We start from the raw sequence: 25,541 nt of genomic DNA on the forward strand, positions 1-25,541 counted from the left end.
ACTAACCATCTGGATTATTTGGCTAATTATTCGCCAGAAGCTTGGGCTTCCGGTTGGCCATAAATCAGCATCGGCGCAGATTGGCCAGCAATAACTGACTCATCTACCACCACTTTCTCCACACTGTCCATTGACGGTAAATCGTACATGGTATCTAGCAATGCGCCCTCTACGATAGAACGCAGGCCACGAGCACCTGTTTTACGCGCCATCGCTTTCTTGGCGATTGCGGTCAACGCCTCATCGCGGAACTCAAGCTCCACACCTTCGAGATTGAACAACGCCTGATACTGTTTGGTCAGTGCGTTTTTCGGTTCTTTCAGGATCTGAATCAGCGCGTCTTCACTCAATTCACTCAGTGTTGCAACTACCGGTAAACGGCCAATAAATTCAGGGATCAAGCCGAATTTAATTAAATCTTCTGGCTCAGCCTGACTCAACAACTCGCCTTCGGTTGCTTTTTCTGACTTGCCTTTTACCGTAGCCCCGAAACCGATACCCGTTCCGGTGTTAATGCGCTGCCCGATAACTTTGTCCAGGCCGGCGAAAGCACCACCACAGATAAACAGAATTTTAGAGGTATCAACCTGCAAAAACTCCTGCTGCGGATGCTTACGGCCACCTTGTGGTGGTACGGCAGCAATCGTCCCTTCAATCAATTTCAACAGGGCCTGCTGCACACCTTCACCCGAGACGTCACGCGTGATAGACGGGTTATCAGACTTACGTGAAATTTTATCAATTTCATCGATATAGACGATACCACGTTGCGCTTTCTGCACGTCGTAATCACATTTCTGCAATAACTTCTGAATGATGTTTTCAACATCTTCGCCCACGTAACCTGCTTCAGTTAGCGTGGTCGCATCTGCCATGGTAAACGGCACATCCAGGAAACGAGCCAATGTCTCTGCCAACAGTGTTTTACCACTACCGGTTGGGCCAATCAGTAGAATATTACTTTTGCCCAGTTCGATGCCATTACTGGTATCACCATTGCGCAAACGCTTATAGTGGTTGTATACCGCAACTGCCAACACTTTTTTCGCCGGTTCCTGACCGATGACATAATCATCCAGGTGGTGGCGGATTTCGTGCGGCGTAGGCAGCGAACTGCGCTCCCGATGCGGGGCAACTTCTTTGATCTCTTCGCGAATAATGTCGTTACACAAATCGACACATTCATCGCAGATATACACTGACGGCCCGGCAATTAGCTTACGCACTTCATGCTGGCTTTTGCCGCAGAAAGAGCAATACAGCAGCTTTCCAGAACCGTCTTTGCGCTTATCTGTCATCAGTAAACCTCTTCTTCAGTATCTGCCACACCCGAAACTATGGTGGCAGGGAGACTATTCTCGCTATTGCTGGACGCCACGCTAACCTTCAGCGGACAGCCGATATATCGGGTAGTTAGTGAACAATGTGCAATACAACTGTTCGATTACACGATTTGTTCTATTTACATACACTATAGTATATCGGCTCACAGAAATAAGTCGTTAGTCACGACGGGTGAACACGGAATCAACTAATCCGTATCCTACAGCCTCTTCAGCCGACAAGAAACGGTCACGTTCAGTGTCTCTCTCTATTTCTTCAAGAGATTTTCCCGTGTGAAGTGCCATCAGTTCATTCATGCGCGATTTCACTTTTAAAATCTCTCTGGCATGAATTTCAATATCTGTCGCCTGCCCCTGGAAACCGCCCAACGGTTGGTGAATCATTACCCGTGAATTCGGCAAGCAGAAACGTTTACCCTTAGCACCCGCAGTCAACAGGAACGCACCCATTGAACATGCCTGGCCCATACAGATAGTGCTGACATCAGGTTTAATGAATTGCATGGTGTCATAAATTGACATCCCAGCAGTGATCACCCCGCCTGGTGAGTTGATATACAAAAAGATGTCTTTTTCTGGATTTTCTGCTTCCAGAAACAGCATCTGTGCCGTAATCAGGTTGGCCATATGGTCTTCAACCTGACCGGTCAGGAAAATAATGCGCTCTTTTAACAGACGGGAGAAGATATCGTAAGAACGCTCCCCACGTGAAGTCTGCTCAACCACCATTGGCACCAGAGCCATGTTAGGTGCAAATTGATCTCGTTCGCCACTGTATGACATTACCGTCTCCTAATAGAATTTACTTTGGCGCCATTCATAACCGATTCTACTTGAGATAAGTAATGATGACTATGTTCATGCATCAAGGTCGCGTGCAAGCCGTCTGGTTACCCAGACACATTCGACGGTGGTAATCAGCCAGTGTTTCATCAACATCTTATATGAACGTCTGTTAGGTTAATTGGGGGATTAATCGTCTTTTTCAAGCCCCTGAGCACTTTTTTTAACCAAGCGGACGCTCATTATCTTTGCTGTAATCCTGACGCTCTATTGATTGTTCATCTGTTAAGTATTGCATTTCACTTTTCAAATATAGCGCAGATTAGGGCGAAACATGCCAGATTAATCATACTATTGAGTGATTATTGTTACAAAAAGAAAAGCCCGTAGCCAAAGGCTACGGGCTTAATCAATCAAAAAACCGGATATACCCTTCGTATCAGGAGTTGCAGAGTGCCAGCTACCGACACTCACCCGAATCACTTTACTGCTTTAGCTCATCGGTATTTGTTCAATTGCAACCTACCTGCAACGCCAATTTTTTGGCGATATATTACATCCAGCTTGATGCGCTAAAAAACATTACGCAGCAGTGGTCTGATTCATCAGTTCACTGAAGGTAGTTGGTTTTTCAGTTACTTTGGCTTTAGCCAGCAGAGTTTCTACTGCTTGTTCTTCCAGAGCAACGTTACGCATATTGTTCATCAGCTCTTTATTTTTGCTGTAGAACTCAATCACTTCTTGTGGATCTTCGTAAGCAGATGCCATTTCTTCGATCAGTGCTTTAACGCGATCTTCATCCGCTTTCAGCTCGTGCTGGCTGATAACTTCGCCCAGCAACAAACCAACAACTACGCGACGTTTAGCTTGTTCTTCGAACAATTCACGTGGCAGTTCAGCAGCTTGTTTCTCGTTACCACCAAAACGCTGTGCAGCCTGACGGCGCAGAACGTCGATTTCACCTTCAACCAGTGCCGCTGGAACGTCAATTTCGTTAGCGCTGACCAGACCGTCAATTGCCTGAGTTTTAACACGGTTGCGCACTGCGCCTTTCAGCTCACGCTCCATGTTTTTGCGCACTTCAGCACGCAGACCTGCTACTGAACCATCAGCAACGCCGAAACGCTTGATGAATTCTTCAGTCAGTTCTGGCAGCTCACGCACTTCAACTTTCTTCAACACGATGTCAAATTTAGCTGATTTACCTTTCAGGTTTTCTGCGTGGTAATCTTCTGGGAAGTTTACGTCGATGGTGAATTCTTCACCGGCTTTATGGCCGATAACACCTTCTTCGAAACCTGGGATCATACGACCCTGGCCCATTGCCAGTACGAAATCAGACGCTTTACCACCTTCAAACTCTTCACCGTCGATAGAGCCGGTGAAATCCAGAGTTGCGCGATCTTCTGCAGTCGCAGCAGCGTCAGTTTCTTTCCAGGTAGCTTGTTGCTTACGCAGAGTTTCCAGCATGGTATCAACGTCAGCGTCGTTTACTTCAACAACTGGCTTTTCTACTTCAATGCTTTCCAGATCTTTCAACTCAACTTCTGGGTACACTTCAAACTCAACGGAATAAGTAAAATCTTCGCCCTGCTTGAATTCACCAGGCACATAGTTTGGTGCACCAGCTGGGTTGATTTTTTCTTTAATGATCGCATCAACGAAATTACGTTGCATCAGGTCACCCAGAACATCCTGGCGAACAGATGCGCCGTAACGCTGTTCAACGATGTTCATCGGCACATGGCCTTTACGGAAACCGTCGATACGAACACTTTTAGCGGCTTTCACTAATTCGCTTTTTACTGCTTTCTCAATGCTGTCAGCAGCAACAGTAATTGTTACACGGCGGCCAAGGCCTTGAGTGGTTTCAACAGAAACTTGCATCTTGTTACCTCAAAAAAATCACAGTGCTCGGTCAACTCCAGAAGCTGCAAACAAAGCAACACCATTAAATGATGCTAACTCTGAAAACACCCTCTAAGAACCGGGACGGCCGCATTATACAGAACCGAGTATCCCAGATGTCAGAAGCGTCCCGAAACCATTCCGGAAAAATAAGACGCGACATTATAGCGGCGCACAGGTTATGAGTCGAGGAAAGCAAGCGAATGTTGTCGCGGTAAAATTCACGCGTGAATCGTTCCCTCAGCTAAAACTCCTGTGGCGCACTAAGGAAATAAAGGTGTCGCCTATACAGAAACACAAACGGCCCTGAGGCCGCTTGCTAAATTCTCACCTACTAATACCCTAAATCAGGCCGGAATTACTACTGTTATCCAGCCTGTTTTGGATTAATACTGTCACTTAAGCCAATGTACCTGCTAAGCCAATGTACCTGCGCCACGACAAGATGGAGAAGTTGGTACCGTGTCTTGTAACCCCGCCCACTCTTTCAGCGTGTAGGTATGTAAAGCCAATGCATGAACAGTGCCGGCCAGCTCATCAGCCAACACACTATAAATCGCACGATGGCGACTGAGAAAGCGCTGATCTTGAAATTTATCGCTGACGATCACAATTTTAAAATGACTTTCAGAACCGGCTGGAACATTGTGGCGATAACTTTCATTAATCACCTCCAAATGATCCGGTTCAAATGCCACTTTTAGTTTTTCTTCAATTTGTTCCCGAATCAAAATCATCATAATCTCCTTACCGCTGAGGCAGAAAGCTGCCTACTACCTATCTATTCCAAACCCAATACCTATCTATTGCAAGCCCACTATCTACTGCAATATTAGTTGATTTTCGCTGTTTTATAACATTTCAGATACAAAATATCCCGAATATCTCCCTTCTGCTCATTTAAGGTATAAGGCTAATCTGATAGTCAGGGGAAAAGGTTACTTGTAAGGTCTTTAAGCGAAATGAAAGGTCACAGGGCGAAAAATCACTTTTTTTGCTGAATTTCTCTACATCAGGATCTTCCACCAGCCAATCTCAGTGCTATGATGGCGCGACTGCACATTCGCAAAATAACATGGCAGCTATCCCGCTCTGATTATTAAAGAATTCCATAACTATTGAGAAAGTGAACATGCTAAAGAAAATTCTTTTCCCGCTGTTGGCTGTTTTTATACTGGCGGGTTGTGCTGCCAGTAACAACACTCTGAATGTCACCCCGAAGGTGGTATTACCACCACAAGATCCAACTCTGATGGGGATTACTATCAGCATTAATGGTGCAGACCAGCGTCAAGATGCTGCACTGGCTAAAGTAAATCGTGAAGGCCAACTGGTGGTATTAACCCCATCCCGTGACCTGCGCTTCCTGTTACAGGAAGTGTTGGAAAAACAGATGACTGCTCGTGGCTATATGATTGGTACCGATGCTCCAGTTGATTTGCAGATTGTAGTAAACCAACTGTTTGCCGATGTACAGGAAGGTAACCTGCGCTACAACATCACCACTAAAGCGGATATTTCCATTACTGCGACCGCAAAAAATGGTAATAAACAGGTTAAAAACTACCGTGCCAGCTACAACGTTCAGGGCGCATTTACTGCAACTAACGAAAAAATCACCAATGCCGTTAATACGGTGTTGAGCGATGTTATTGCAGATATGGCGCAAGATACTAGCGTCAGCGGCTTTATCAAACAAAATGCCCGCTAATCGGTTGTTTGCTTAATATCATTATTACTGCTTAACAGAATGCTTTGCCTCGACCTTGGGGCAGAGCATGTAGGTCTCACATGCCCAATCGCTATTCAAACCTTTTTACCCAACGTAACTCCCTTATTCTTCTGTTGTTGGGGTTTGCTTCCGGCCTTCCTTTGGCCCTTACCGGTGGTACGCTGCAAGCATGGATGACGGTTGAGAACGTCGATCTGAAAACCATTGGTATCTTCTCTCTGGTTGGTCAGGCCTACGTCTTCAAGTTCCTCTGGTCCCCCTTGATGGACCGCTACACTCCCTCGTTTCTTGGCCGTCGGCGCGGTTGGTTGGTGATAAGCCAACTGTTATTAATCGCCGCGATTATTGCCATGGGCTTTATGGAGCCGGCGAAGCATTTATGGTGGTTGGCGGCAATCGCCGTGTTGGTCGCCTTCTGTTCGGCATCGCAAGATATTGTTTTTGATGCCTATAAAACCGACTTGCTCACCGCAGAAGAGCGCGGTACTGGTGCCGCAGTTTCTGTACTGGGTTATCGTCTCGCAATGCTGGTGTCTGGCGGGCTGGCGCTATGGATAGCGGATCGCTATCTTGGCTGGCAATCCACTTACTGGTTAATGGCCGGGTTAATGTTAATTGGGGTGTTTGCTACCTTATTAGCTCCTGAACCTGATATCCGTATCGCGCCACCAAAAACGTTGGAACAGGCGATCGTCGCCCCATTGCGTGATTTCTTTGGCCGCAACAATGCATGGCTGATTCTGCTGTTAATTGTGTTGTACAAAATGGGCGATGCCTTTGCCGCGAGTTTGAGTACCACTTTTCTGATCCGTGGCGTTGGGTTTGATGCCGGTGAAGTCGGGTTGGTGAATAAATCATTAGGACTGATTGCCACAATTATTGGCGCACTGTATGGCGGCCTGTTAATGCAACGCCTGAGCTTGTTCCGCGCGTTGATGATATTCGGTATTTTACAAGCTATCTCGAATGTGGGTTATTGGCTGTTATCCATCACTGACAAGAATATCTTCTCCATGGGCAGTGCCATCTTCCTGGAGAATCTGTGTGGTGGCATGGGAACTGCGGCCTTTGTCGCATTGCTGATGACATTGTGTAACAAGTCATTCTCCGCGACACAATTTGCCCTGTTATCGGCGCTGTCCGCCGTTGGGCGCGTTTATGTTGGCCCGATTGCTGGATGGTTTGTTGAAACACATGGCTGGCCATTGTTCTATCTATTCTCTATTGCGGCAGCCATTCCAGGCCTATTCCTACTGTATATTTGTCGCCAAACGCTGGAACACACCCAGAAAACTGATGAATTTATGCCTCGAACTGCTTTTAAAACCGCTTATCGCTGGGCGCTACGCTTGTTGACGGTTGGCTGCATATTGTTAGCTATATGGCTAATTTTACTGATAAGTAACGCATTGGATTGGACCGCCGCTCCACACGTAGCTGATATGTTGTTGTTACGCGGTATTCAGCTCAGCGTAGTCGGGATGCTTCTGGGTGGAATATTAGATTATCTGGCACTCAGGCGCGAAAAATTAGCCTAATAAACTGCATTAGATGACAAAGGCCGGTACTTATACCGGCCTTTTTTATGCCAGTAAAATAAGCCACCTGAATCCTTCCTTGCTCACTTATTGATATGAGTCACATATTTAAGTAACAGTTGCACATTGCTATTCACAAAATGAGATCCGTATCACTTTCAACTATTTATCCTTTCGTGCTGTGGGACTATGATGAGCGCACTTTTTGTTAAGGACTGTGTCCTTTTGTTTCCCCTGACATCTTTCAACTACACAGAGGCATTTATGCGTAAAATTCTTATCGGTGCGCTCGCGCTGACAACAGTCACTTTGGCTCCAGTTGCACAAGCTGAATACCAGTGGGGTTTTGGTAATATCAGCATGAACTATCTTGACTGGACCCGAAGCACTACGCATAAATCAGGGGGTTCATCACATAAAGATGACTTCGCTTATATCGAGTTAGAAGGGGGTGCAGGTTATAGCTGGGGGGAGGTCTATGGTTTCTTTGATCTAGAAAACCCATTTAATTCAAAAACAGCACAACCCGGCGATAATCAGCGCTACACCTTTAAAACTACTGGCCGCTACTATTTAGGTGATACCGGTTTCAATCTGTACGGTCACGTCTATGGTACTTACTCGCTACCGAGTGCTGAAGGTAATGATTACAGTAACTTCCACGAAGTGAACACCCTGTACGGTATTGGCTATAACGCAACGCTAGCGGGCGTGTGGATGAAGCCTTTCGTGGCATTACATTATGTTGATCAAACCTATTATTCAGGTAATAACGGTTATGTGGTGGGTTGGGTTGCAGGTTATGACTTCACCGCGTTTGATGAAAAATTCAGTATTACCAACTGGAACGAGCTTGAATTCAACCGTGCAGAACGCTATGCAGCAGGCAATGGCGGCCGTAACGGTGTGAATGGTGCCATTTCACTGTGGTGGACACCGATTAAGCAATTTACCACCGGTATTCAGTACCGCTATGCTTATAACAAGTTGGGGGAAGACTTTTTACAAGATGCCATCATTTACTCTATTAAATATAATTTCTAGCTAAATGATTCCGAGGTGGCTATTTAGATCACCTCGGAATATATTTTAATTTACTTTTACACTACATATTATTTACATAAAATAAGTCTATCTACGAATTTAAAATCAGTATTTCCCATGAGTAAAAGGCTAATTACTGTTGTTTTTCCTTAACATCCGCAGTCTGGCAGCTATGTCCTACCGCCAACATATTGTTGCTATTAGTAAATTACCGCGCAAGGCAACATCTGTGACCCCCTTAACATAAAGTGTCAACAAGCCGCTGACACAATCTTAAGCATGTTTACAGTCTTGCAACCTTCCCGTAAAATGCCCGCACACATGAAACGACAATAGAGCCCTTTTGTAATTGAGGTCGTTAGATGAGACTTAAGAAATACATTAAAAATATGGGTATGTTGTCTTTATTTGCAGCCACTGTAATGCTCAGTGGTTGCGATATGGCATTGATGAACCCCAAAGGCGCAATCGGAGTCGAACAAAAAACACTGATACTTACTGCTATCGGTTTAATGTTGATCGTCGTGGTTCCGGTTATTTTTATGGCGTTTGCTTTTGCATGGAAGTTCCGCGCGTCCAACAAAAGTGCGACCTACACCCCAAACTGGTCCCATTCCAACAAAATTGAGCTTGTTGTCTGGGCTGTTCCAATCATTATCATCGCTATTTTGGCGACGATAACCTGGAAAACCTCCCACGAACTTGACCCGTTCAAACCTATCGTAGTGGCTGGTAAAGAACCGATCATTATTGAAGTGGTTTCCCTTGACTGGAAATGGCTGTTTATCTATCCAGAACAAGGTATTGCTACAGTTAATGAACTGGCCTTCCCTACTGACGTTCCGGTGAATTTCAAAATCACTTCTAACTCAGTAATGAACTCGTTCTTTATCCCTCAGTTAGGCGGGCAGATTTATGCGATGGCCGGGATGCAAACCAAACTGCATCTGATTGCTAACGAACCTGGTAAATATAATGGTATTTCCAGTAGCTTCAGTGGCAAAGGCTTCTCTGGTATGAAATTCACTGCAATCGCAACACCGACGCAGGAAGAGTTCAACCAGTGGGTCGCACAGGTGAAAAAATCGCCGAACACCCTGAATACCACTGACGATTTCAATAAACTGGCTGAACCGAGCGAAAATAACCCGGTTGAGTATTTCTCCAGTGTTAAACCGGAGCTGTTTAAAGGAATTATTGGCAAGTTTATGGGCGATATGAACATGCACCAGAAAGGCGATGATACCCATTCAGGTATGGATATGAGCCAGGGCATGGATATGGGCGAACACGCCGCTCACGCCGGAGCCGAGGAATAAAACGATGTTGGGAAAATTAACACTTGATGCGGTTCCGCTACACGAACCAATCATTATGGTTACCGTTGCTGCAATTGTCCTAGGTGGGCTGGCTCTTGTTGCTGCTCTGACCTATTTCGGCAAATGGAAATGGTTATGGAGCGAATGGCTGACTTCGGTTGACCATAAAAAAATCGGTATCATGTATATCCTGGTCGCCATGGTCATGCTGTTGCGTGGTTTTGCCGACGCTATCATGATGCGTAGCCAGCAAGCACTTGCTTCCGCTGGTGAGGCCGGCTTCCTGCCACCTCATCACTATGATCAGATCTTCACCGCTCACGGCGTTATCATGATTTTCTTCATGGCGATGCCTTTTGTTGTGGGTCTGATGAACGTGGTCGTACCGCTACAAATCGGTGCTCGTGACGTTGCCTTCCCGTTCCTGAACTCATTGAGCTTCTGGTTCTTTGTGGTCGGGGTGGTGTTAATTAACATCTCTCTGGGGGTCGGTGAATTCGCGGGAACCGGTTGGTTGGCCTATCCGCCACTATCAGGTAAAGAGTACAACCCAGGTGTCGGGGTAGATTACTGGATATGGAGTCTACAAATCTCCGGTCTGGGGACTTTGTTGACCGGTGTTAACTTCTTCGCCACTATTTTGAAAATGCGTGCACCTGGCATGTCGATGATGAAGATGCCTGTCTTCACATGGGCGGCACTTTGCACCAACATTTTGATTATCGTTTCCTTCCCGATCCTGACCGTAACTGTCGCGTTACTGACTCTGGACCGTTACCTTGGCACCCATTTCTTTACCAATGATATGGGTGGCAACATGATGATGTACATCAACTTGATTTGGGCCTGGGGCCATCCAGAAGTGTACATTTTGGTCCTGCCGGTGTTCGGGGTGTTCTCCGAGGTTACTGCGACGTTCTCTAAAAAACGTCTGTTTGGTTACACCTCTTTAGTTTGGGCAACCATCGCTATCACCGTATTGTCATTTATCGTTTGGCTACACCACTTCTTTACTATGGGATCCGGTGCCAACGTTAACGCCTTCTTCGGTATAGCTACGATGATCATTTCCATCCCAACCGGGGTGAAAATCTTCAACTGGTTGTTCACCATGTATCAGGGCCGTATTCAGTTTCACTCTGCAATGCTGTGGACCATTGGCTTCATCATCACCTTCTCTATCGGTGGGATGACCGGGGTTCTGCTGGCGGTTCCAGGTGCGAACTTCGTACTGCACAACAGCCTGTTCCTGATTGCCCACTTCCATAACGTAATTATCGGTGGTGTGGTGTTCGGTTGCTTTGCTGGCCTGACTTACTGGTGGCCTAAGTCCTTTGGCTTTACGCTTAATGAGAAATGGGGTATCCGTGCCTTCTGGTTCTGGATAATCGGTTTCTTCGTAGCCTTTATGCCGCTGTATGTTCTGGGCTTTATGGGTATGACCCGTCGTCTGAGCCAAGATATCAATCCAGAATTCCACGCGATGTTGATGGTGGCTGCTGGTGGTGCAGTACTGATTGCCTGCGGTATTTTGTGTCAGGTTATTCAGGTCTTCGTCAGTATCCGTGACCGCGAACAAAATCGTGACTTGACTGGTGACCCATGGGGTGGCCGTACGCTGGAGTGGTCTACCTCTTCCCCACCGCCGTTCTATAACTTCGCCGTAGTGCCTAACGTCGTCGACCGTGACGAGTTCTGGGATATGAAAGAGAAAGGCGAAGCGTACAAACGTCCGGCGAAATACGAAGAAATCCACATGCCGAAGAATACCGGTGCAGGTGTGATTATTGCTGGCTTCAGCTTGATCTTCGGCTTTGCCATGATCTGGTACATCTGGTGGCTGGCCATTATTGGCTTCGTCGGCATGATTGTTACCTGGATTGTGAAGAGCTTCGACGAGGATGTTGATTACTATGTGCCAGTTGCAGAAGTTGAGCGCATTGAGGATCTTCATCATGAACAAATCAGCAAAGCAGGCGTGAATCATGTCAACTGAAACTCTGACTAACCACAACGTCGCCCATGCAGAGCATGGGCATCACGATGCGGGAGCGACGAAAGTCTTCGGCTTCTGGATCTACCTGATGAGCGACTGTATTTTGTTTGCGACATTGTTCGCAACCTATGCAGTGCTGGTAAACGGGACCGCTGGCGGTCCTTCAGGGCGGGATATCTTCGATTTGAACTTTGTTCTGGTCGAAACCTTCCTGTTGTTGTTCAGTAGTATTACTTACGGCATTGCGATGCTGGGCATGAACAAAGGCCATAAAAACCAGGTCAACACCTGGTTGGGTCTGACCTTCTTGTTCGGTCTGGGCTTTGTGGCAATGGAAATCTATGAATTCCATCACCTGATTGCTGAAGGCTATGGCCCGGATCGCAGTGCGTTCCTGTCTAGCTTCTTCGCACTGGTTGCCACCCACGGTATTCACGTTACCGCAGGTCTGGTCTGGATCATCATTATGATGATTCAAGTAGCAAAACGCGGATTGAATGAAACCAACCGCACCCGTCTGATGTGTCTGAGCTTGTTCTGGCACTTCCTGGATGTGGTGTGGATCTGCGTATTCACCGTTGTCTATCTGTTAGGAGTCATGTAATGAGTCATCCAACATCTAGTCACCCAACAACGACTCACGGTGGAGCCAGCCACGGTAGCTTGAAGTCATATCTTATTGGCTTCATTCTATCGGTGATTCTGACAGTTATTCCATTCGCTATGGTGATGAGCGGTACCGCCTCTCATACAACTATTCTGGCCACAGTGGTCGGTTTAGCTGTGGTGCAGATTATTGTGCATCTGGTGTACTTCCTGCATATGAATGGATCGTCTGAAGAACGTTGGAATCTGGTGGCGTTCCTGTTCACCGCTATGATTATCGCAATCGTTGTAGTGGGCTCACTCTGGATTATGTACAACCTCAACATCAATATGATGGTTGACTGAAGAGCTGCATGTGATGATTAAGCAATACCTGCAAGTAACTAAACCAGGAATTATTTTCGGCAATTTAATTTCTGTCGTTGGGGGATTTCTCCTCGCTTCCAAAGGCGTGATTGATTACCCCCTTTTTCTCGCCACCCTGATCGGTGTCTCGTTAGTTGTTGCCTCCGGGTGCGTATTTAACAACTATATCGACCGTGATATCGATAGCATCATGGAGAGAACGAAGAATCGTGTCCTGGTCAAAGGGCTTATCGATCCGAAAGTGAGCCTGATTTATGCGTCCGTACTGGGTATTGTTGGCATGCTGTTGCTCTACGTGGCCGCCAATCTATTAGCAATGATGCTGGCGATTATCGGTTTCGTTATCTATGTCGGGGTTTATAGCCTCTACATGAAACGCAAGTCAGTCTACGGGACATTGATCGGCAGCTTGTCAGGAGCCGCACCACCAGTAATTGGTTACTGTGCGGTCACCGGCCAGTTCGATATGGGTGCATTGATTTTGCTGCTGATTTTCAGTCTGTGGCAGATGCCGCACTCCTATGCCATAGCAATTTTCCGCTTTAAGGATTATCAGGCTGCCAACATTCCGGTTCTGCCGGTAATAAAAGGCATATCGGTCACCAAAAACCATATTACCCTGTATATTCTGGCGTTTATGGTTGCGACCCTGATGCTGACATTAAGTGGTTATGCCGGTTATAAGTATCTGGTTGTCGCAGCGGCGGTCAGTGTCTGGTGGCTGGGAATGGCATTACGTGGCTACAAAGCGACCAATGACAGCGTATGGGCGAGAAAACTTTTTGTCTTCTCAATCATTGCTATTACGTCATTGAGCGTCATGATGTCAGTCGATTTCAATGTCCCTTCCTCGGTTGGATTACTGACTTACGTCGGGTAACACCTACCACATTGATAGACACAAATAGAGTGGCTGATGGGCCTGTTCCTGCCAGCCACTTTCTCTTTCTGCCCTACCCTGCTTTCACCTAAAATCTCGCCTGTAATACATTCTAAACATCAATAGATTTACCGGCCCCTATTAACATCATTACAATACACCCTATAGATTTCAAAGTGCGGCCAACACACCGGCACCTTGAAAGATGACGATATCGTGCAGAATGTTTTTTGAGGTGTAATGAACGACAATAAAATGACTCCGCTTGAGCTTCGGGCAACCTGGGGGCTGGGCAGCGTTTTCTCACTGCGCATGCTGGGCATGTTTATGGTTTTGCCGGTTCTCACCACCTATGGTATGGCACTGTCTGGCGCCAGCGAAGCGCTAATCGGCATAGCCATTGGCATCTACGGACTGGCTCAAGCTATTTTTCAGATCCCCTTTGGATTAGTTTCCGATCGTATTGGCCGCAAACCGCTGATCGTGGGCGGCCTGTTAATTTTTGCCCTTGGTAGTGTGATTGCTGCCATGAGTGACTCTATTTGGGGCATTATTCTGGGCCGCGCGCTACAAGGCTCCGGTGCCATTGCCGCTGCCGTCATGGCGCTGCTATCTGATTTGACCCGTGAACAAAATCGTACCAAAGCCATGGCATTTATCGGTGTCAGTTTTGGTATTACCTTTGCGATTGCCATGGTGCTCGGGCCTATCGTCACCCATGCCTTTGGCCTGCATGCCCTGTTCTGGGCTATCGCCATACTGGCGCTATTAGGTATTGTCATTACATTAGCTGTGGTGCCGGATGCTGATAACCATGTACTTAACCGCGAGTCCAGTATTGTTAAAGGTAGCGTCAGTAAGGTGTTAAGTAACAGCCGGTTGCTTAAGCTCAATTTTGGCATTATGTGCCTGCATATTTTGCTGATGTCGAGCTTTGTTGCATTACCGCAGATTATGGCCAGCGCAGGTTTAGTCCCGGCTCAACACTGGAAAGTGTATCTGGTGACAATGCTGATTTCATTCGCAGCGGTGGTGCCGTTCATTATTTATGCTGAAGTCAAACGCCGCATGAAACAGGTCTTTATGGGCTGCGTTGCGGTGCTGTTTGCCGCCGAAGTAGTGCTGTGGTCTGCCGGTCACAACCTCTGGGTGATTATTGCTGGAGTGCAATTATTCTTCATTGCGTTCAATGTGATGGAGGCTATTTTACCCTCGTTGATCAGTAAAGAGTCACCAGCCGGGTATAAAGGCACGGCAATGGGGATCTATTCCACCAGTCAATTTATTGGCGTGGCTATTGGCGGCAGCTTGGGGGGATGGCTATTTGGCATGGAAGGGGCAAGTATGGTGTTTGCTGGCGGTGCGGTGATTGCGCTAGTGTGGTTTGCAGTCAGTGCAACTATGCAAGAACCCCCCTATGTCAGTAGCCTGCGCATTACCTTATCTGAATTGGCGGTGAAAGACTCAGCATTGGAACAGCGGCTCAAGGCTCAACCAGGGGTGACAGAAGCGGTTGTAGTGATGGCCGAACGCAGTGCATATATCAAAGTTGATACCAAACAGACTAATCGCAACCAGTTAGAGCAGTTAGTTAACGCGGTATAAGAGAGCGCTAAGGTACAAAGGCTATCAACACCTTTGTACCTGGCTCGTTAACTCAATATCAGTCGCGGAAGTTATTGAACTGGAACGGCTGCCCCAGATCAGCACCACGAATCAAGGCCATGACACTCTGTAAATCATCACGTGCCTTACCTGTTACCCGGACTTGTTCGCCCTGAATTTGTGCCTGAACTTTCAGCTTGCTGTCTTTAATCAGCTTAACCAGCTTCTTAGCCTGGACACTTTCGATCCCTTGTTTCAGCTTGGCGTCCACACTGTAGGTTTTCCCACTGCGCTCCATCTCTTCCGGGATTTCTAATGCAGCACCTTCAATACCACGCTTGCTCAATTGAGCACGTAAGATATCCAACAACTGCTCAACCTGAAAATCAGATTCACTGACGACTTTGATACTTTCGTTCTTTTCATTTAGCTCAAAACTCGCCGGAACATTACGAAAATCCCAACGGTTCGCCAGATCACGGGTGGCGTTTTCAACTGCGTTACGCACTTCCTGCATATCAATTTCAGATACGATGTCGAAAGATGGCATATTCCCTCCTCCTGATAAGATGACTGGCAAGCATAATAACCGCTTTATCTACGCAGACAAAGCCATGCCGCAGACAATTACTCAACGAAGCCGCCATTATTAGCGGACCCGATTTGTTGCTAGCCCTGCGTTTAATGACTAAAAAGTCTATATCCCCGTCATACTTCAAGCTGCATGTACGTTGGCCGCGCTCAATCACCCCAGTCACTTACTTATGTAAGCTCTTGGGGGTTCACTCGCTTACCGCCTTCCTGCAACTCGAATTATTTAGGGTATAATCAAAGCATAACATTTAGAACGATGCAGTGTGCTTTCCGCTTACACCAAGGGGGTTTCAATGAAAATTACTGTGCTTGGTTGCGGAGCTCTCGGGCAGTTATGGCTATCAGCGCTGTATCAGCAAGGCCATGATGTACAAGGCTGGCTCCGTGTGCCACAGCCCTTTTGTTCAGTCAATGTTATTACGTTAAGCAATGAGGCGTTCAACCAGAACCTGCCGACTAATGATCCAGAGCACTTGTCGAAAAGTGAATTATTACTGGTGTGCTTAAAGGCGTGGCAAGTATCCAGCGCTGTCATCGCCCTATTACCCAAGCTTAACCCTGAGTGTAAAATTTTACTGCTGCATAATGGTATGGGCACAGAGGACGAACTGCCGCGCCATGAGTATACCTTCCTGCATGGTGTAACCACTCATGCAGCCCGGCATGACGGCAACACGATAGTCCATGTTGCCAGTGGGATTACACATATTGGCCCAACCTCGCCAACGGCAATAGATATCAGCCATCTGGCCGATGTACTACATCAGGCACTGCCGGATGTCGCCTGGCATAACGATATATCAGCAGCTTGTTGGCAAAAACTGGCGGTAAACTGTGTAATTAACCCGCTCACAGGGCTGTATAACTGCCGCAATGGTGACTTGCAGCGCTACCCGGAGCTGATTAGCAGTTTATGTGCCGAGGTAGCCAGTGTGATGGAGATGGAGGGCTACCACACCTCAACCAGCAGCCTGTTAAGTTATGTTAACGATGTTATCCAGAGTACCGCAGATAATACCTCGTCGTTATTGCAGGATTTACGCTGCCAGCGGCATACCGAGATAGATTACATTACTGGTTATTTACTGCGGCGTGCGCGCAACCACGGTATGACGTTGCCGGAAAATGCCCACTTATATGATTTAATAAAACGTAAGGAAAATGAGTATGAGCGTATCGGCGCTGGTTTGCCTGGCTCCTGGTAGCGAAGAGACCGAGGCGGTCACCACTATTGATGTTCTGGTGCGCGCCGGTATCGAGGTAACAACCGCCAGTGTCGCCAGTGATGGAGCATTGGAAATTGTCTGTTCACGCGGTGTCCGCTTGCTGGCAGATACCCGTTTAGTGGATGTGGCGGATCAGAAATTTGATGTGGTGGTCCTGCCTGGTGGCATAAAAGGTGCGGAATGTTTTCGCGATAGCCCACTGCTGGTTGCTACTGTGCGTCAAACCCATAATGAAGGACGACTGGTGGCCGCCATTTGCGCTGCTCCCGCCTTGGTACTTGAGCATCACAATTTGTTCCCTGTTGGCAATATGACCGGCTTCCCAGCACTGAAAGATAAAATCGATGCCACTAAATGGATGGATCAGCGGGTAGTTTATGATCGGCGGGTGAATTTGGTCACCAGCCAAGGGCCGGGTACTTCCCTCGATTTCGCACTGAAGATCGTATTTTTGCTGCTCGGCAGGGAAAAGGCCGAAGAAATCGCCTGGCAGTTGGTACTACCGCCAGGTATTTATAACTATACCCTTCGGACTTGAAGCCGCAGGGTTGTTAGCTACGCGCACTACTCAGAATCACTTACCGTCGTGCGCTCATCGGGATGAGTTTGCTGGCTGCCTACCTGCAACTCCAATTACTTTGGGTATATAGTGAATATGAACATAGCAACCACTGCGCAAGCTCAAAATCCACACACGCAGTAGCCGTTAACTATCCCCAACGAGGCGTAGCGAGCAAAGTCAGTCTGGATGCGCCCAGCGCACAGCCAACGGAGCGTACACGTAGTACGTGACGGCGGCGAGCACTGCGCAAGTCCAGAATGGCAAAGCGCAGTAGCCGTTAAATATAATAATTTAAGGGCGGTACACTTTTACGTTTGTATACCCCTGCTCACGCAAGTAAAGCGCCTGCAAACGGCTCATCACCCCGCGATCGCAATACAGCAGATAAGTCTTGCTCTGATCCAGACTGGCGAATTGCGAACTCAGTTTATAGAACGGTAATGCGTGAACTTCTACACTGCCCACGTTAAGCGGCTTTTCGTCCTGCTCATCCGGTGCGCGAATATCCAGCAACACATCGGTATCGGCCAGTTCAGCAACAGTTTCAACCTCAACAACCTGCTCACGGCTTTGCTCGGCAATTTCACGAATATCAACGTTTTTGGCTTCGCTGACGACCCGGTCCAGAATAGAGAAATCAAAGTGGGACTCCTCTTCTTCAATCTTGGCTTTAACCGCTTTCACCGTCGGGCTTTTCGAAATCACGCCGCAATATTCCGGCATGGTTTTTGCGAAATCTTCAGTGCCTATTTGCCGCGCCAGATTAATGATGTGCTCTTTATCATGGGAAATCAGTGGGCGCAAAATCAGGGTGTCTGAAGCATTATCAATTAACCGCAGATTGGTTAATGTTTGGCTGGAAACTTGCCCCAGAGCTTCACCGGTAACCAGTGCCTGCACACCATAACGTTCTGCAACCTGCGATGCCGCACGCACCATCATGCGCTTGAGTACCACGCCCATCTGACCATCTTCGACTTTTTCGAGGATTTCGCCGACAACCGGTTCAAAATCAATGGCAACAAAACGCACCCGATGGGAGCTGCCAAAACGGTTCCACAGATAATGAGCTACTTGCTTGACACCAATTTCATGGGCCGAGCCGCCGAGATTGAAGAAGCAATAATGCACGCGGCAACCACGACGCATCAGCATATAGCTGGACACACCCGAGTCAAAACCGCCTGAAATCAGCGATAACACATCTTCTTGTGTGCCGATCGGGAAGCCACTCAACCCTTCATGACGCGCCTTGATCAGTGTCAGTTTGTCCTGATCAATTTCTAAATGAACCGTAACCTGAGGATGGGTCAGTTTAACTTTTGCACTTTCAATATGCTGATTCAGACCGCCGCCAACATAGCGTTCAACATCACCTGACGAAAATTCATGCTTACCGCGGCGCTTCACCCGCACACAGAAAGTTTTCCCGATCAGTGTCTCGCGATAGGCTTCCAGCGTCTGCTCAAAAATATTGTGCATATCGGTGTAGCTGCGATCTTCTACTTCGAGAATATGGTGAATCCCCGGCACGCGGGTCAACGCATCACAGATAACCGGGCCAAGATTGTCATCTTTGGTACGAATTTCAATATGATCCCAATGACGGACTACCGCGAGGGTATCGTCCTCAAGGTTTTTCAGTACATTGCGGATATTCGTAGTGAGGATCTTAATGAAGCGCAATCGCACAGATTGACTCTTGATGGTGATTTCTGGGAACAATTTAATGATAAACTTCATGGCAGTCTTTAGTTGTCTGGTTATGGAGTGATGGCGCTGCTATTGATAGCAACAGTCAAAGGCTTTAGCGAAAACATGCAAGCCGAGGAGTATATCACTATTAGACGTGCCACTGCGTACTAAAAACCCGACTTAAACGTCACGATTTCCCCTTCATTATCCGCTAGAATAGCCGGTAATAATTTTTTGGCCCGAATGTAATTGGTATGGTGAGTTACTCTCAGAAAAAACCTCATTAGCAGGAATGCGTTACGCACCATTAATGTTACGTTTCATAAAAATATCGAGTCGAATAGAGCTATGGCGAAAAAACCCGCAACACCAGAAACCAAAGTGACCAGTTTTGAGACATCTCTCAGTGAACTGGAACAGATTGTGACCCGCCTGGAGTCCGGTGAATTAGCGCTGGAAGAAGCGTTAAACGAATTCGAACGGGGTGTGCAACTGGCCCGCCAGGGGCAGCAAACCTTGTTACAAGCGGAACAGCGAGTGCAAGTTCTTCTCAGTGATGATGTAGATGCACCCTTGGCACCTTTCACCCCGGATACTGAATAGCCTTATGTCTATCGCCCACTCATCTGCTGATTTTCATCATCAACTTGCAGCTCATCAGCAACGGGTCAATCAGGCGCTGCTTGATTTTATTGCTCCGCTACCCTTTGGCGACAGCGACTTAGTCGCCGCTATGCGTTATGGTGCCGTGCTCGGCGGTAAGCGGCTGCGCCCTTATCTGGTTTACGCCACCGGCCAAATGTTTGGTCTGTCGCTGACTAATTTAGATGCTCCTGCGGCGGCAATTGAATGTATCCATGCCTATTCATTGATTCATGATGATTTACCGGCGATGGATGACGATGATTTACGTCGTGGGCAGCCGACTTGCCATGTGAAATTTGGTGAGGCCAATGCCATTCTGGCGGGGGACGCACTGCAAACGCTCGCGTTCTCTATTCTGGCTGAAGCGCAGATGCCCGATGTGGCAGATAAAGATCGCTTATCGATGATTGCCGAATTAGCTAAGGCCAGCGGTGTCGCGGGGATGTGTGGGGGTCAGGCATTGGATCTGGAAGCCGAAGCGCGCCAGATTTCACTGGAAGAGCTTGAACGCATCCACCGCCACAAAACCGGCGCATTGATCCGTGCCGCGGTTCGCCTCGGTGCATTGGCTGCGGGCACACCAGGGCGCGAAGCGTTACCGTTACTTGACAGGTACAGTGAGGCCATTGGTCTGGCCTTCCAGGTTCAGGACGATATCTTAGACGTTATTGGCGATACAGCTACAATTGGTAAACGTCAGGGTTCAGATCAACAACTCGGCAAAAGCACTTATCCAGCACTGCTGGGGTTAGATTGCGCTAAAGCTAAAGCGATGGATCTGTATCAGGAAGCGCTCAGCGCCCTGAATACCTTGTCAGAACAATCCTATAACATAGCGCCGTTGCAGGCGTTAGCCTGTTTTATTATTGAGCGTGATAATTAGAAATATACTGACCGTTAATAAACGCTGTTATACCCCAAGAACTTAGCGTTGCAGTCAGGTAAAGCGAACCCTCCTGCTGCAACAGATTCTAAGGGTATGCACCCACTTTTGATATGAGCATCGAATGAGCCTTGATATAGCCAAATACCCGACATTGGCACTTGCAGAAAATCCTGAAGAACTGCGCATGTTGCCCAAAGAAAGCCTGCCGAAGTTATGTGATGAACTACGCCAGTATTTGCTCGCGTCCGTCAGTCGCTCCAGTGGGCACTTTGCTTCCGGGCTGGGCGTAGTCGAGCTAACTGTCGCGTTGCATTACGTCTACAACACACCTTTCGACCATCTGGTGTGGGACGTAGGCCATCAAGCTTATCCTCACAAAATATTAACCGGTCGTCGCGAACAGATCGGTACTATTCGCCAGAAAGATGGTTTACATCCTTTCCCTTGGCGTGGTGAAAGTGAATATGATGTGCTCTCGGTTGGCCATTCCTCAACCTCAATCAGTGCAGGCCTGGGGATGGCTGTCGCAGCTGAACGGGAAGGTAAAGGGCGGCGGACTGTTTGTGTTATCGGTGACGGTGCTATTACGGCGGGTATGGCTTTCGAAGCAATGAATCATGCCGGTGATATTCACTCAGACATGCTGGTTATCCTCAACGATAACGAAATGTCTATCTCAGAAAATGTCGGTGGTTTGAACAATCATCTGGCTCAGTTATTATCGGGTAAGCTCTATGCCAGCCTGCGTGAAGGTGGCAAAAAGGCATTTTCTGGCTTACCACCGATTAAAGACCTGTTGAAACGGACTGAAGAGCACCTAAAAGGGATGGTGGTGCCAAGTACCTTATTCGAAGAGTTAGGCTTTAATTATATTGGCCCGGTTGATGGGCACGATGTACAAGCATTGGCACAAACGTTGAAAAACATGCGTGACCTGAAAGGCCCGCAGCTGCTGCACATCATGACTAAAAAGGGCAAAGGCTACGCACCGGCTGAGAAAGATCCGATTGGCTGGCATGCTGTGCCGAAGTTTGATCCCGCCTCCGGTACTTTGCCGAAAAGCCAGGGTAGCCTGCCGACTTACTCCAAGATTTTTGGTGAATGGTTATGTGAAACCGCCGCCAAAGACAGCCAGTTAATGGCCGTCACCCCTGCTATGCGCGAAGGCTCTGGGATGGTGCGTTTCTCTCGTGAATACCCCCAGCAATATTTCGATGTGGCTATCGCTGAGCAACATGCAGTGACCTTTGCCGCAGGGTTAGCCATTGGGGGCTACAAACCGATTGTGGCTATCTACTCCACCTTCCTGCAACGAGCATATGACCAACTGATTCACGATGTTGCCATCCAAAACCTGCCCGTTCTATTTGCTATTGACCGTGGTGGCCTGGTGGGCGCGGATGGCCAAACCCATCAGGGTGCGTTTGACCTCTCATTCATGCGCTGCATTCCAAATATGATCATCATGACCCCAAGCGATGAAAACGAGTGCCGTCAGATGCTTCACACCGGTTATCACCACAACGGCCCTGCGGCGGTACGTTACCCACGCGGCAACGGCACCGGTACCGACCTGAAACCGTTAGAGATCATGCCGATAGGTAAAGGTATTGTGCGTCGTGAAGGTGAAAAGATTGCCATATTGTGCTTTGGTACTTTACTGGCTCAGACACAGCTCGTGGCCGATAACCTCAATGCCACCTTGGTGGATATGCGTTTTGTAAAGCCATTGGATGAGGCGTTGGTACTGGAAATGGCTGCCAGCCATGAGGTATTAGTCACCGTGGAAGAGAACGCCATCATGGGTGGTGCGGGTAGTGGTGTGAATGAATTGCTGATGGCGAAACGGCAATTAGTGTCGGTACTGAATCTCGGTTTATCGGACAGCTTTGTGCCACAAGGTGAACAAGAGGAAATGCGCGCTGAGTTTGGGTTAGATGCTGCGGGTATACAACGCCAGATTGAAACGTGGCTGGCGTGATAACAACTTAATTTACGCAGATTGAGCCAAGGCCGACCACTCCTACAGCCACTCCGGTGGCTCGTGCCACTACGACCCGAACGGAGTGTTTCCCTTGGTTCGAATTTCACCTGCAACTTGAAAGATGACCACACATATACCCTATAGATTTCAAAGTGCAGGAAGGCGGCAAGTAAGTGCATCCCGATGAGCTGACATGAGTCAGTGATTCGGGTAAGCGAATGCAGCCAACACACCTGCAACTTGAAAGATGACGGGTATCAGTAGAACAGATCTGCTGGCCAGTAATGCCCCACGACAAAAATAATAGCAGCCGCAATCACCCCGGCAATAATGTCATCGATCATGATCCCCATGCCACCATGGACATTGCGATCAAACCAGCGAATCGGCCAAGGCTTCCAGATATCAAAAACTCGGAACGCGACAAAACCCGCAGCGACCCATTGCCAATGATTGACGGGCAATGCCATCAGGGTTATCCACATGCCGACAAATTCATCCCAAACGATACTGCCATGGTCATGAACCTGCATATCTTTGGCGGTACGATGACAAATGTAGACACCAATGCAGATGCTGAACATCACAGCCAAAGAATAAAGCTGCCATGGGAGCTGGATCAATAGCAGCCAGAATGGGATTGCCGCAATTGACCCCATGGTACCGGGTGCCCATGGTGATAAACCACTACCAAAGCCGGTGGCCAGCAAATGCCAAGGATTGGTTAACCGCAAACGGCGTTTGGCTTCATCCATGGGATTTACCTGTTGAGAAGTGATCAAAACCACGAAAATCCAGTTGTACTGCCTTACCTTCACGGAAGAATTTAACACCTTCCGATTGCGGGCCTACCTGCCCAATACAAGTATAGCCTGCGCCGGTATTACTGAGCGCGACATCCAGTGCACCACGGTTTATCTCAGGTACGGTAAAGCACAACTCATAATCTTCACCACCACTCAACGCCCAGCGTAGAGCCTGTTCAGCGTCAACCTGACGTGTTAGCGCATCAGAGTAAGGCAATGCATCCAACTCAATACGCGCCCCACAATTGCTCGCTTTCAGGATATGTTGCAGATCAGAAATCAACCCATCGGAGATATCAATGGCAGAGCTGGCAAGGTCGCGCAATGCCTGCCCTTGCAGCACGCGTGGCTGTGGCCGCAAATGACGGTGAATTAATGCAGACCTATCGGCTTCGTTATCAACTCGCAACGCATTTTGCAAAATCGCCAGTCCTGCGGCACTGTCACCCAACGTACCGGTAACATAAATCCAGTCACCAATTCGCGCACCAGCTCGGGTCAATGCCCGCCCTTCCGGTACCAACCCTTGAATGGTCAGCGTTAGACTCAATGGCCCACGAGTCGTATCACCACCAATCAGTTGCATACCGTAATAGTTAAGCTGATCAAATAAGCTATCACTGAATGCCTGCAACCAGTCTTCATTTACATTGGGTAGGGTTAGAGCAAGAGATAACCAGGCAGGATCGGCACCCATTGCAGCTAAATCGCTAAGGTTTACCGCTAAAGATTTGTAACCAAGATCGGCCGGATCGATATCCGGTAGGAAATGAACGCCCGACACCAGTGTATCCGTACTGATGGCCAACAGCTGTTTTTCTGCCACTGTGAGAAGTGCGCAGTCGTCTCCAATACCCAGCTCTACATCCCGGCGATTACTTCTAAACCGGTCAAAGTAGCGGGCAATGAGGTCAAATTCGCCACATGCCATAATACAATTCCAGGAGTGTTTACCGATATATGATTAAGGCCGGTTCCCGGCCTTAATCATATCCCTCTTCACTTGACGCGGTGTTAGCGCTGCCAATGACTTTGGGTATATTATTTCTTTTTACGTACTGTCGGAGCTACTTTATCCAGCACGCCATTTACGAACTTGTGACTATCTTCCGCACCGAAAGTTTTGGCCAGTTCGATAGCTTCATTGATTGCCACTTTATAAGGGACATCATTACGTTTGCTCAGTTCAAACAGTGCAATACGCAGAATAGCTCTTTCAACCTGACCTAATTCCTCGAGCTGGCGGGAAAGAAAAGGTGTCATTAACGCATCCAAAGATGTGGCATTAACTGCGACCCCTGACAGCAATTCGCGAAAATAGGAGATGTCTACATCTTTGACATCCTGCTCCGACAGGAACTGTAATTCAACATCAGCGATGTCGTTTTTAGACAACTGCCAAGAGTAAAGCGCTTGAACAGCGCACTCACGAGCGCGGCGACGAGCAGCAGGTTTCACGGAATTCCCCTTAACTAAATTCAGCCTTTAATAGCTTTGATTACATTAATCATTTCAAGTGCGGTCAGGGCAGCTTCTGCACCTTTATTACCCGCTTTAGTACCAGCACGCTCAATTGCCTGCTCAATACTTTCTGTGGTCAGCACACCGAAAGCGACTGGAATATCGCTATTCATGGCGACACTTGCCAAGCCAGAACTCGCTTCACCAGCAACATATTCAAAGTGCGCAGTTCCCCCACGGATAACCGTACCCAGCGCAATTACCGCATCGTAACGATTTGTTTTTGCTAATACATTGGCAACCAGCGGCAACTCATAGGCACCCGGTACCCAAACAACAGTAATGTTGTCATCAGCTACCTGACCAATGCGCTTCAGGGCATCAATTGCACCTTCCAGCAGACTGCCGTTGATAAAGTTGTTAAAACGCGCAATTGCAATCGCCACGCGGGCATTAGGAGTAGCAACAACACCTTCGATAACGTTCATAGCTTTCCTCAATATGGGTTCATACCCCGCAGGGGGGCGGATTCTATCATATTCTTTCACGCCCCGCCCCTGCG

At 47.9% G+C, this 25,541-nt stretch carries 24 protein-coding genes; 14 read left to right on the forward strand and 10 right to left on the reverse strand.

The annotated features are described in order from the left end of the window. Positions 1-26 precede the first annotated feature (26 nt). The 4 genes from clpX to bolA all read right to left on the reverse strand — a co-directional run bounded on the left by clpX (position 27) and on the right by bolA (position 4,771). Positions 27-1,298 carry an ATP-dependent protease ATP-binding subunit ClpX gene (clpX, locus tag V1955_RS16560; RefSeq protein WP_004703362.1) on the reverse strand — a complete coding sequence of 424 codons (1,272 nt, stop codon included), beginning with the start codon at positions 1,296-1,298 and terminating at the stop codon, positions 27-29. A gap of 204 nt (positions 1,299-1,502) precedes the next feature. Further along, positions 1,503-2,126 (reverse strand): ATP-dependent Clp endopeptidase proteolytic subunit ClpP, encoded by a 624-nt coding sequence (gene clpP / locus V1955_RS16565; RefSeq protein ID WP_005272733.1) that lies wholly within the window; start codon positions 2,124-2,126, stop codon positions 1,503-1,505. Positions 2,127-2,708: 582 nt separating this feature from the next. Further along, the gene (gene tig / locus V1955_RS16570; protein WP_083160023.1) at positions 2,709-4,013 is read right to left on the reverse strand and encodes a trigger factor; all 1,305 of its coding nucleotides are present in this window, start codon (positions 4,011-4,013) and stop codon (positions 2,709-2,711) included. Positions 4,014-4,450: 437 nt separating this feature from the next. Then, on the reverse strand, positions 4,451-4,771 hold the full coding sequence (gene bolA / locus V1955_RS16575; RefSeq protein WP_083160025.1) for a transcriptional regulator BolA: 321 nt from the start codon (positions 4,769-4,771) through the stop codon (positions 4,451-4,453). Positions 4,772-5,166: 395 nt separating this feature from the next. Here bolA and V1955_RS16580 point away from each other — a divergent pair, with 395 nt between their 5' ends. The 9 genes from V1955_RS16580 (at position 5,167) to V1955_RS16620 (ending at position 15,120) form a co-directional block, all read left to right on the forward strand. Continuing rightward, on the forward strand, positions 5,167-5,745 hold the full coding sequence (locus V1955_RS16580) for a lipoprotein (RefSeq protein ID WP_083160027.1): 579 nt from the start codon (positions 5,167-5,169) through the stop codon (positions 5,743-5,745). A gap of 80 nt (positions 5,746-5,825) precedes the next feature. Continuing rightward, positions 5,826-7,304 (forward strand): muropeptide MFS transporter AmpG, encoded by a 1,479-nt coding sequence (ampG, locus tag V1955_RS16585; RefSeq protein WP_083160029.1) that lies wholly within the window; start codon positions 5,826-5,828, stop codon positions 7,302-7,304. Between the two features lie 264 nt (positions 7,305-7,568). After that, complete coding sequence (locus V1955_RS16590; protein ID WP_083160031.1) at positions 7,569-8,348, forward strand: nucleoside-specific channel-forming Tsx family protein; 780 nt, start codon at positions 7,569-7,571, stop codon at positions 8,346-8,348. A 362-nt stretch (positions 8,349-8,710) separates the two neighbouring features. After that, positions 8,711-9,667, forward strand: coding sequence for a cytochrome o ubiquinol oxidase subunit II (gene cyoA / locus V1955_RS16595; RefSeq protein ID WP_442821172.1), 957 nt, complete (start codon positions 8,711-8,713; stop codon positions 9,665-9,667). A gap of 4 nt (positions 9,668-9,671) precedes the next feature. Then, complete coding sequence (gene cyoB, locus V1955_RS16600) at positions 9,672-11,663, forward strand: cytochrome o ubiquinol oxidase subunit I (protein ID WP_083160035.1); 1,992 nt, start codon at positions 9,672-9,674, stop codon at positions 11,661-11,663. Further along, positions 11,653-12,267 carry a cytochrome o ubiquinol oxidase subunit III gene (locus V1955_RS16605; protein ID WP_083160037.1) on the forward strand — a complete coding sequence of 205 codons (615 nt, stop codon included), beginning with the start codon at positions 11,653-11,655 and terminating at the stop codon, positions 12,265-12,267. Before cyoB ends, V1955_RS16605 begins: the two co-directional genes overlap by 11 nt. Further along, complete coding sequence (locus V1955_RS16610) at positions 12,267-12,614, forward strand: cytochrome o ubiquinol oxidase subunit IV (protein ID WP_032812973.1); 348 nt, start codon at positions 12,267-12,269, stop codon at positions 12,612-12,614. Before V1955_RS16605 ends, V1955_RS16610 begins: the two co-directional genes overlap by 1 nt. A 13-nt stretch (positions 12,615-12,627) precedes the next feature. Continuing rightward, positions 12,628-13,515, forward strand: a complete 888-nt coding sequence (gene cyoE, locus V1955_RS16615; protein ID WP_083160039.1) for a heme o synthase — start codon at positions 12,628-12,630, stop codon at positions 13,513-13,515. Positions 13,516-13,755: 240 nt separating this feature from the next. After that, complete coding sequence (locus V1955_RS16620) at positions 13,756-15,120, forward strand: MFS transporter (protein ID WP_102970458.1); 1,365 nt, start codon at positions 13,756-13,758, stop codon at positions 15,118-15,120. Positions 15,121-15,178: 58 nt separating this feature from the next. Here V1955_RS16620 and V1955_RS16625 read toward each other — a convergent pair whose 3' ends face one another. Further along, positions 15,179-15,670 carry a YajQ family cyclic di-GMP-binding protein gene (locus V1955_RS16625; RefSeq protein WP_083160041.1) on the reverse strand — a complete coding sequence of 164 codons (492 nt, stop codon included), beginning with the start codon at positions 15,668-15,670 and terminating at the stop codon, positions 15,179-15,181. Between the two features lie 337 nt (positions 15,671-16,007). Here V1955_RS16625 and panE point away from each other — a divergent pair, with 337 nt between their 5' ends. Both panE and yajL read left to right on the forward strand, forming a co-directional pair. Then, on the forward strand, positions 16,008-16,919 hold the full coding sequence (gene panE, locus V1955_RS16630) for a 2-dehydropantoate 2-reductase (RefSeq protein ID WP_083160045.1): 912 nt from the start codon (positions 16,008-16,010) through the stop codon (positions 16,917-16,919). Continuing rightward, positions 16,882-17,478 (forward strand): protein deglycase YajL, encoded by a 597-nt coding sequence (gene yajL / locus V1955_RS16635; protein WP_083160047.1) that lies wholly within the window; start codon positions 16,882-16,884, stop codon positions 17,476-17,478. Before panE ends, yajL begins: the two co-directional genes overlap by 38 nt. A 315-nt stretch (positions 17,479-17,793) precedes the next feature. Here the strand turns inward: yajL and thiI are convergent, their stop codons facing one another. Then, complete coding sequence (gene thiI / locus V1955_RS16640; RefSeq protein WP_083160049.1) at positions 17,794-19,245, reverse strand: tRNA uracil 4-sulfurtransferase ThiI; 1,452 nt, start codon at positions 19,243-19,245, stop codon at positions 17,794-17,796. 300 nt (positions 19,246-19,545) lie between these two features. Between thiI and xseB the strand changes: the two genes are divergently transcribed. The 3 genes from xseB to dxs all read left to right on the forward strand — a co-directional run bounded on the left by xseB (position 19,546) and on the right by dxs (position 22,709). Next, positions 19,546-19,800 carry an exodeoxyribonuclease VII small subunit gene (gene xseB / locus V1955_RS16645; protein WP_083160051.1) on the forward strand — a complete coding sequence of 85 codons (255 nt, stop codon included), beginning with the start codon at positions 19,546-19,548 and terminating at the stop codon, positions 19,798-19,800. A 4-nt stretch (positions 19,801-19,804) separates the two neighbouring features. Then, positions 19,805-20,725 (forward strand): (2E,6E)-farnesyl diphosphate synthase, encoded by a 921-nt coding sequence (ispA, locus tag V1955_RS16650; protein WP_083160053.1) that lies wholly within the window; start codon positions 19,805-19,807, stop codon positions 20,723-20,725. Positions 20,726-20,849: 124 nt separating this feature from the next. After that, positions 20,850-22,709: a 1-deoxy-D-xylulose-5-phosphate synthase gene (dxs, locus tag V1955_RS16655; protein ID WP_083160055.1), complete on the forward strand. Its 1,860-nt coding sequence runs from the start codon at positions 20,850-20,852 to the stop codon at positions 22,707-22,709. Between the two features lie 260 nt (positions 22,710-22,969). Here dxs and pgpA read toward each other — a convergent pair whose 3' ends face one another. From pgpA to ribH, 4 genes are all read right to left on the reverse strand, one after another. Next, positions 22,970-23,467 carry a phosphatidylglycerophosphatase A gene (gene pgpA / locus V1955_RS16660; protein WP_032905591.1) on the reverse strand — a complete coding sequence of 166 codons (498 nt, stop codon included), beginning with the start codon at positions 23,465-23,467 and terminating at the stop codon, positions 22,970-22,972. Beyond that, positions 23,460-24,449 (reverse strand): thiamine-phosphate kinase, encoded by a 990-nt coding sequence (gene thiL / locus V1955_RS16665; RefSeq protein ID WP_083160057.1) that lies wholly within the window; start codon positions 24,447-24,449, stop codon positions 23,460-23,462. Before thiL ends, pgpA begins: the two co-directional genes overlap by 8 nt. 110 nt (positions 24,450-24,559) lie before the next feature. After that, positions 24,560-24,976, reverse strand: a complete 417-nt coding sequence (gene nusB / locus V1955_RS16670; protein WP_083160059.1) for a transcription antitermination factor NusB — start codon at positions 24,974-24,976, stop codon at positions 24,560-24,562. A 20-nt stretch (positions 24,977-24,996) separates the two neighbouring features. Further along, entirely contained in the window at positions 24,997-25,467 is a 471-nt protein-coding gene (ribH, locus tag V1955_RS16675) for a 6,7-dimethyl-8-ribityllumazine synthase (RefSeq protein WP_442821173.1), read from the reverse strand. Positions 25,468-25,541: the final 74 nt, after the last annotated feature.

It is taken from the genome of Yersinia sp. 2545 StPb PI (genome assembly GCF_052217125.1).
Taxonomy (GTDB): Bacteria; Pseudomonadota; Gammaproteobacteria; order Enterobacterales; family Enterobacteriaceae; genus Yersinia; species Yersinia enterocolitica_E.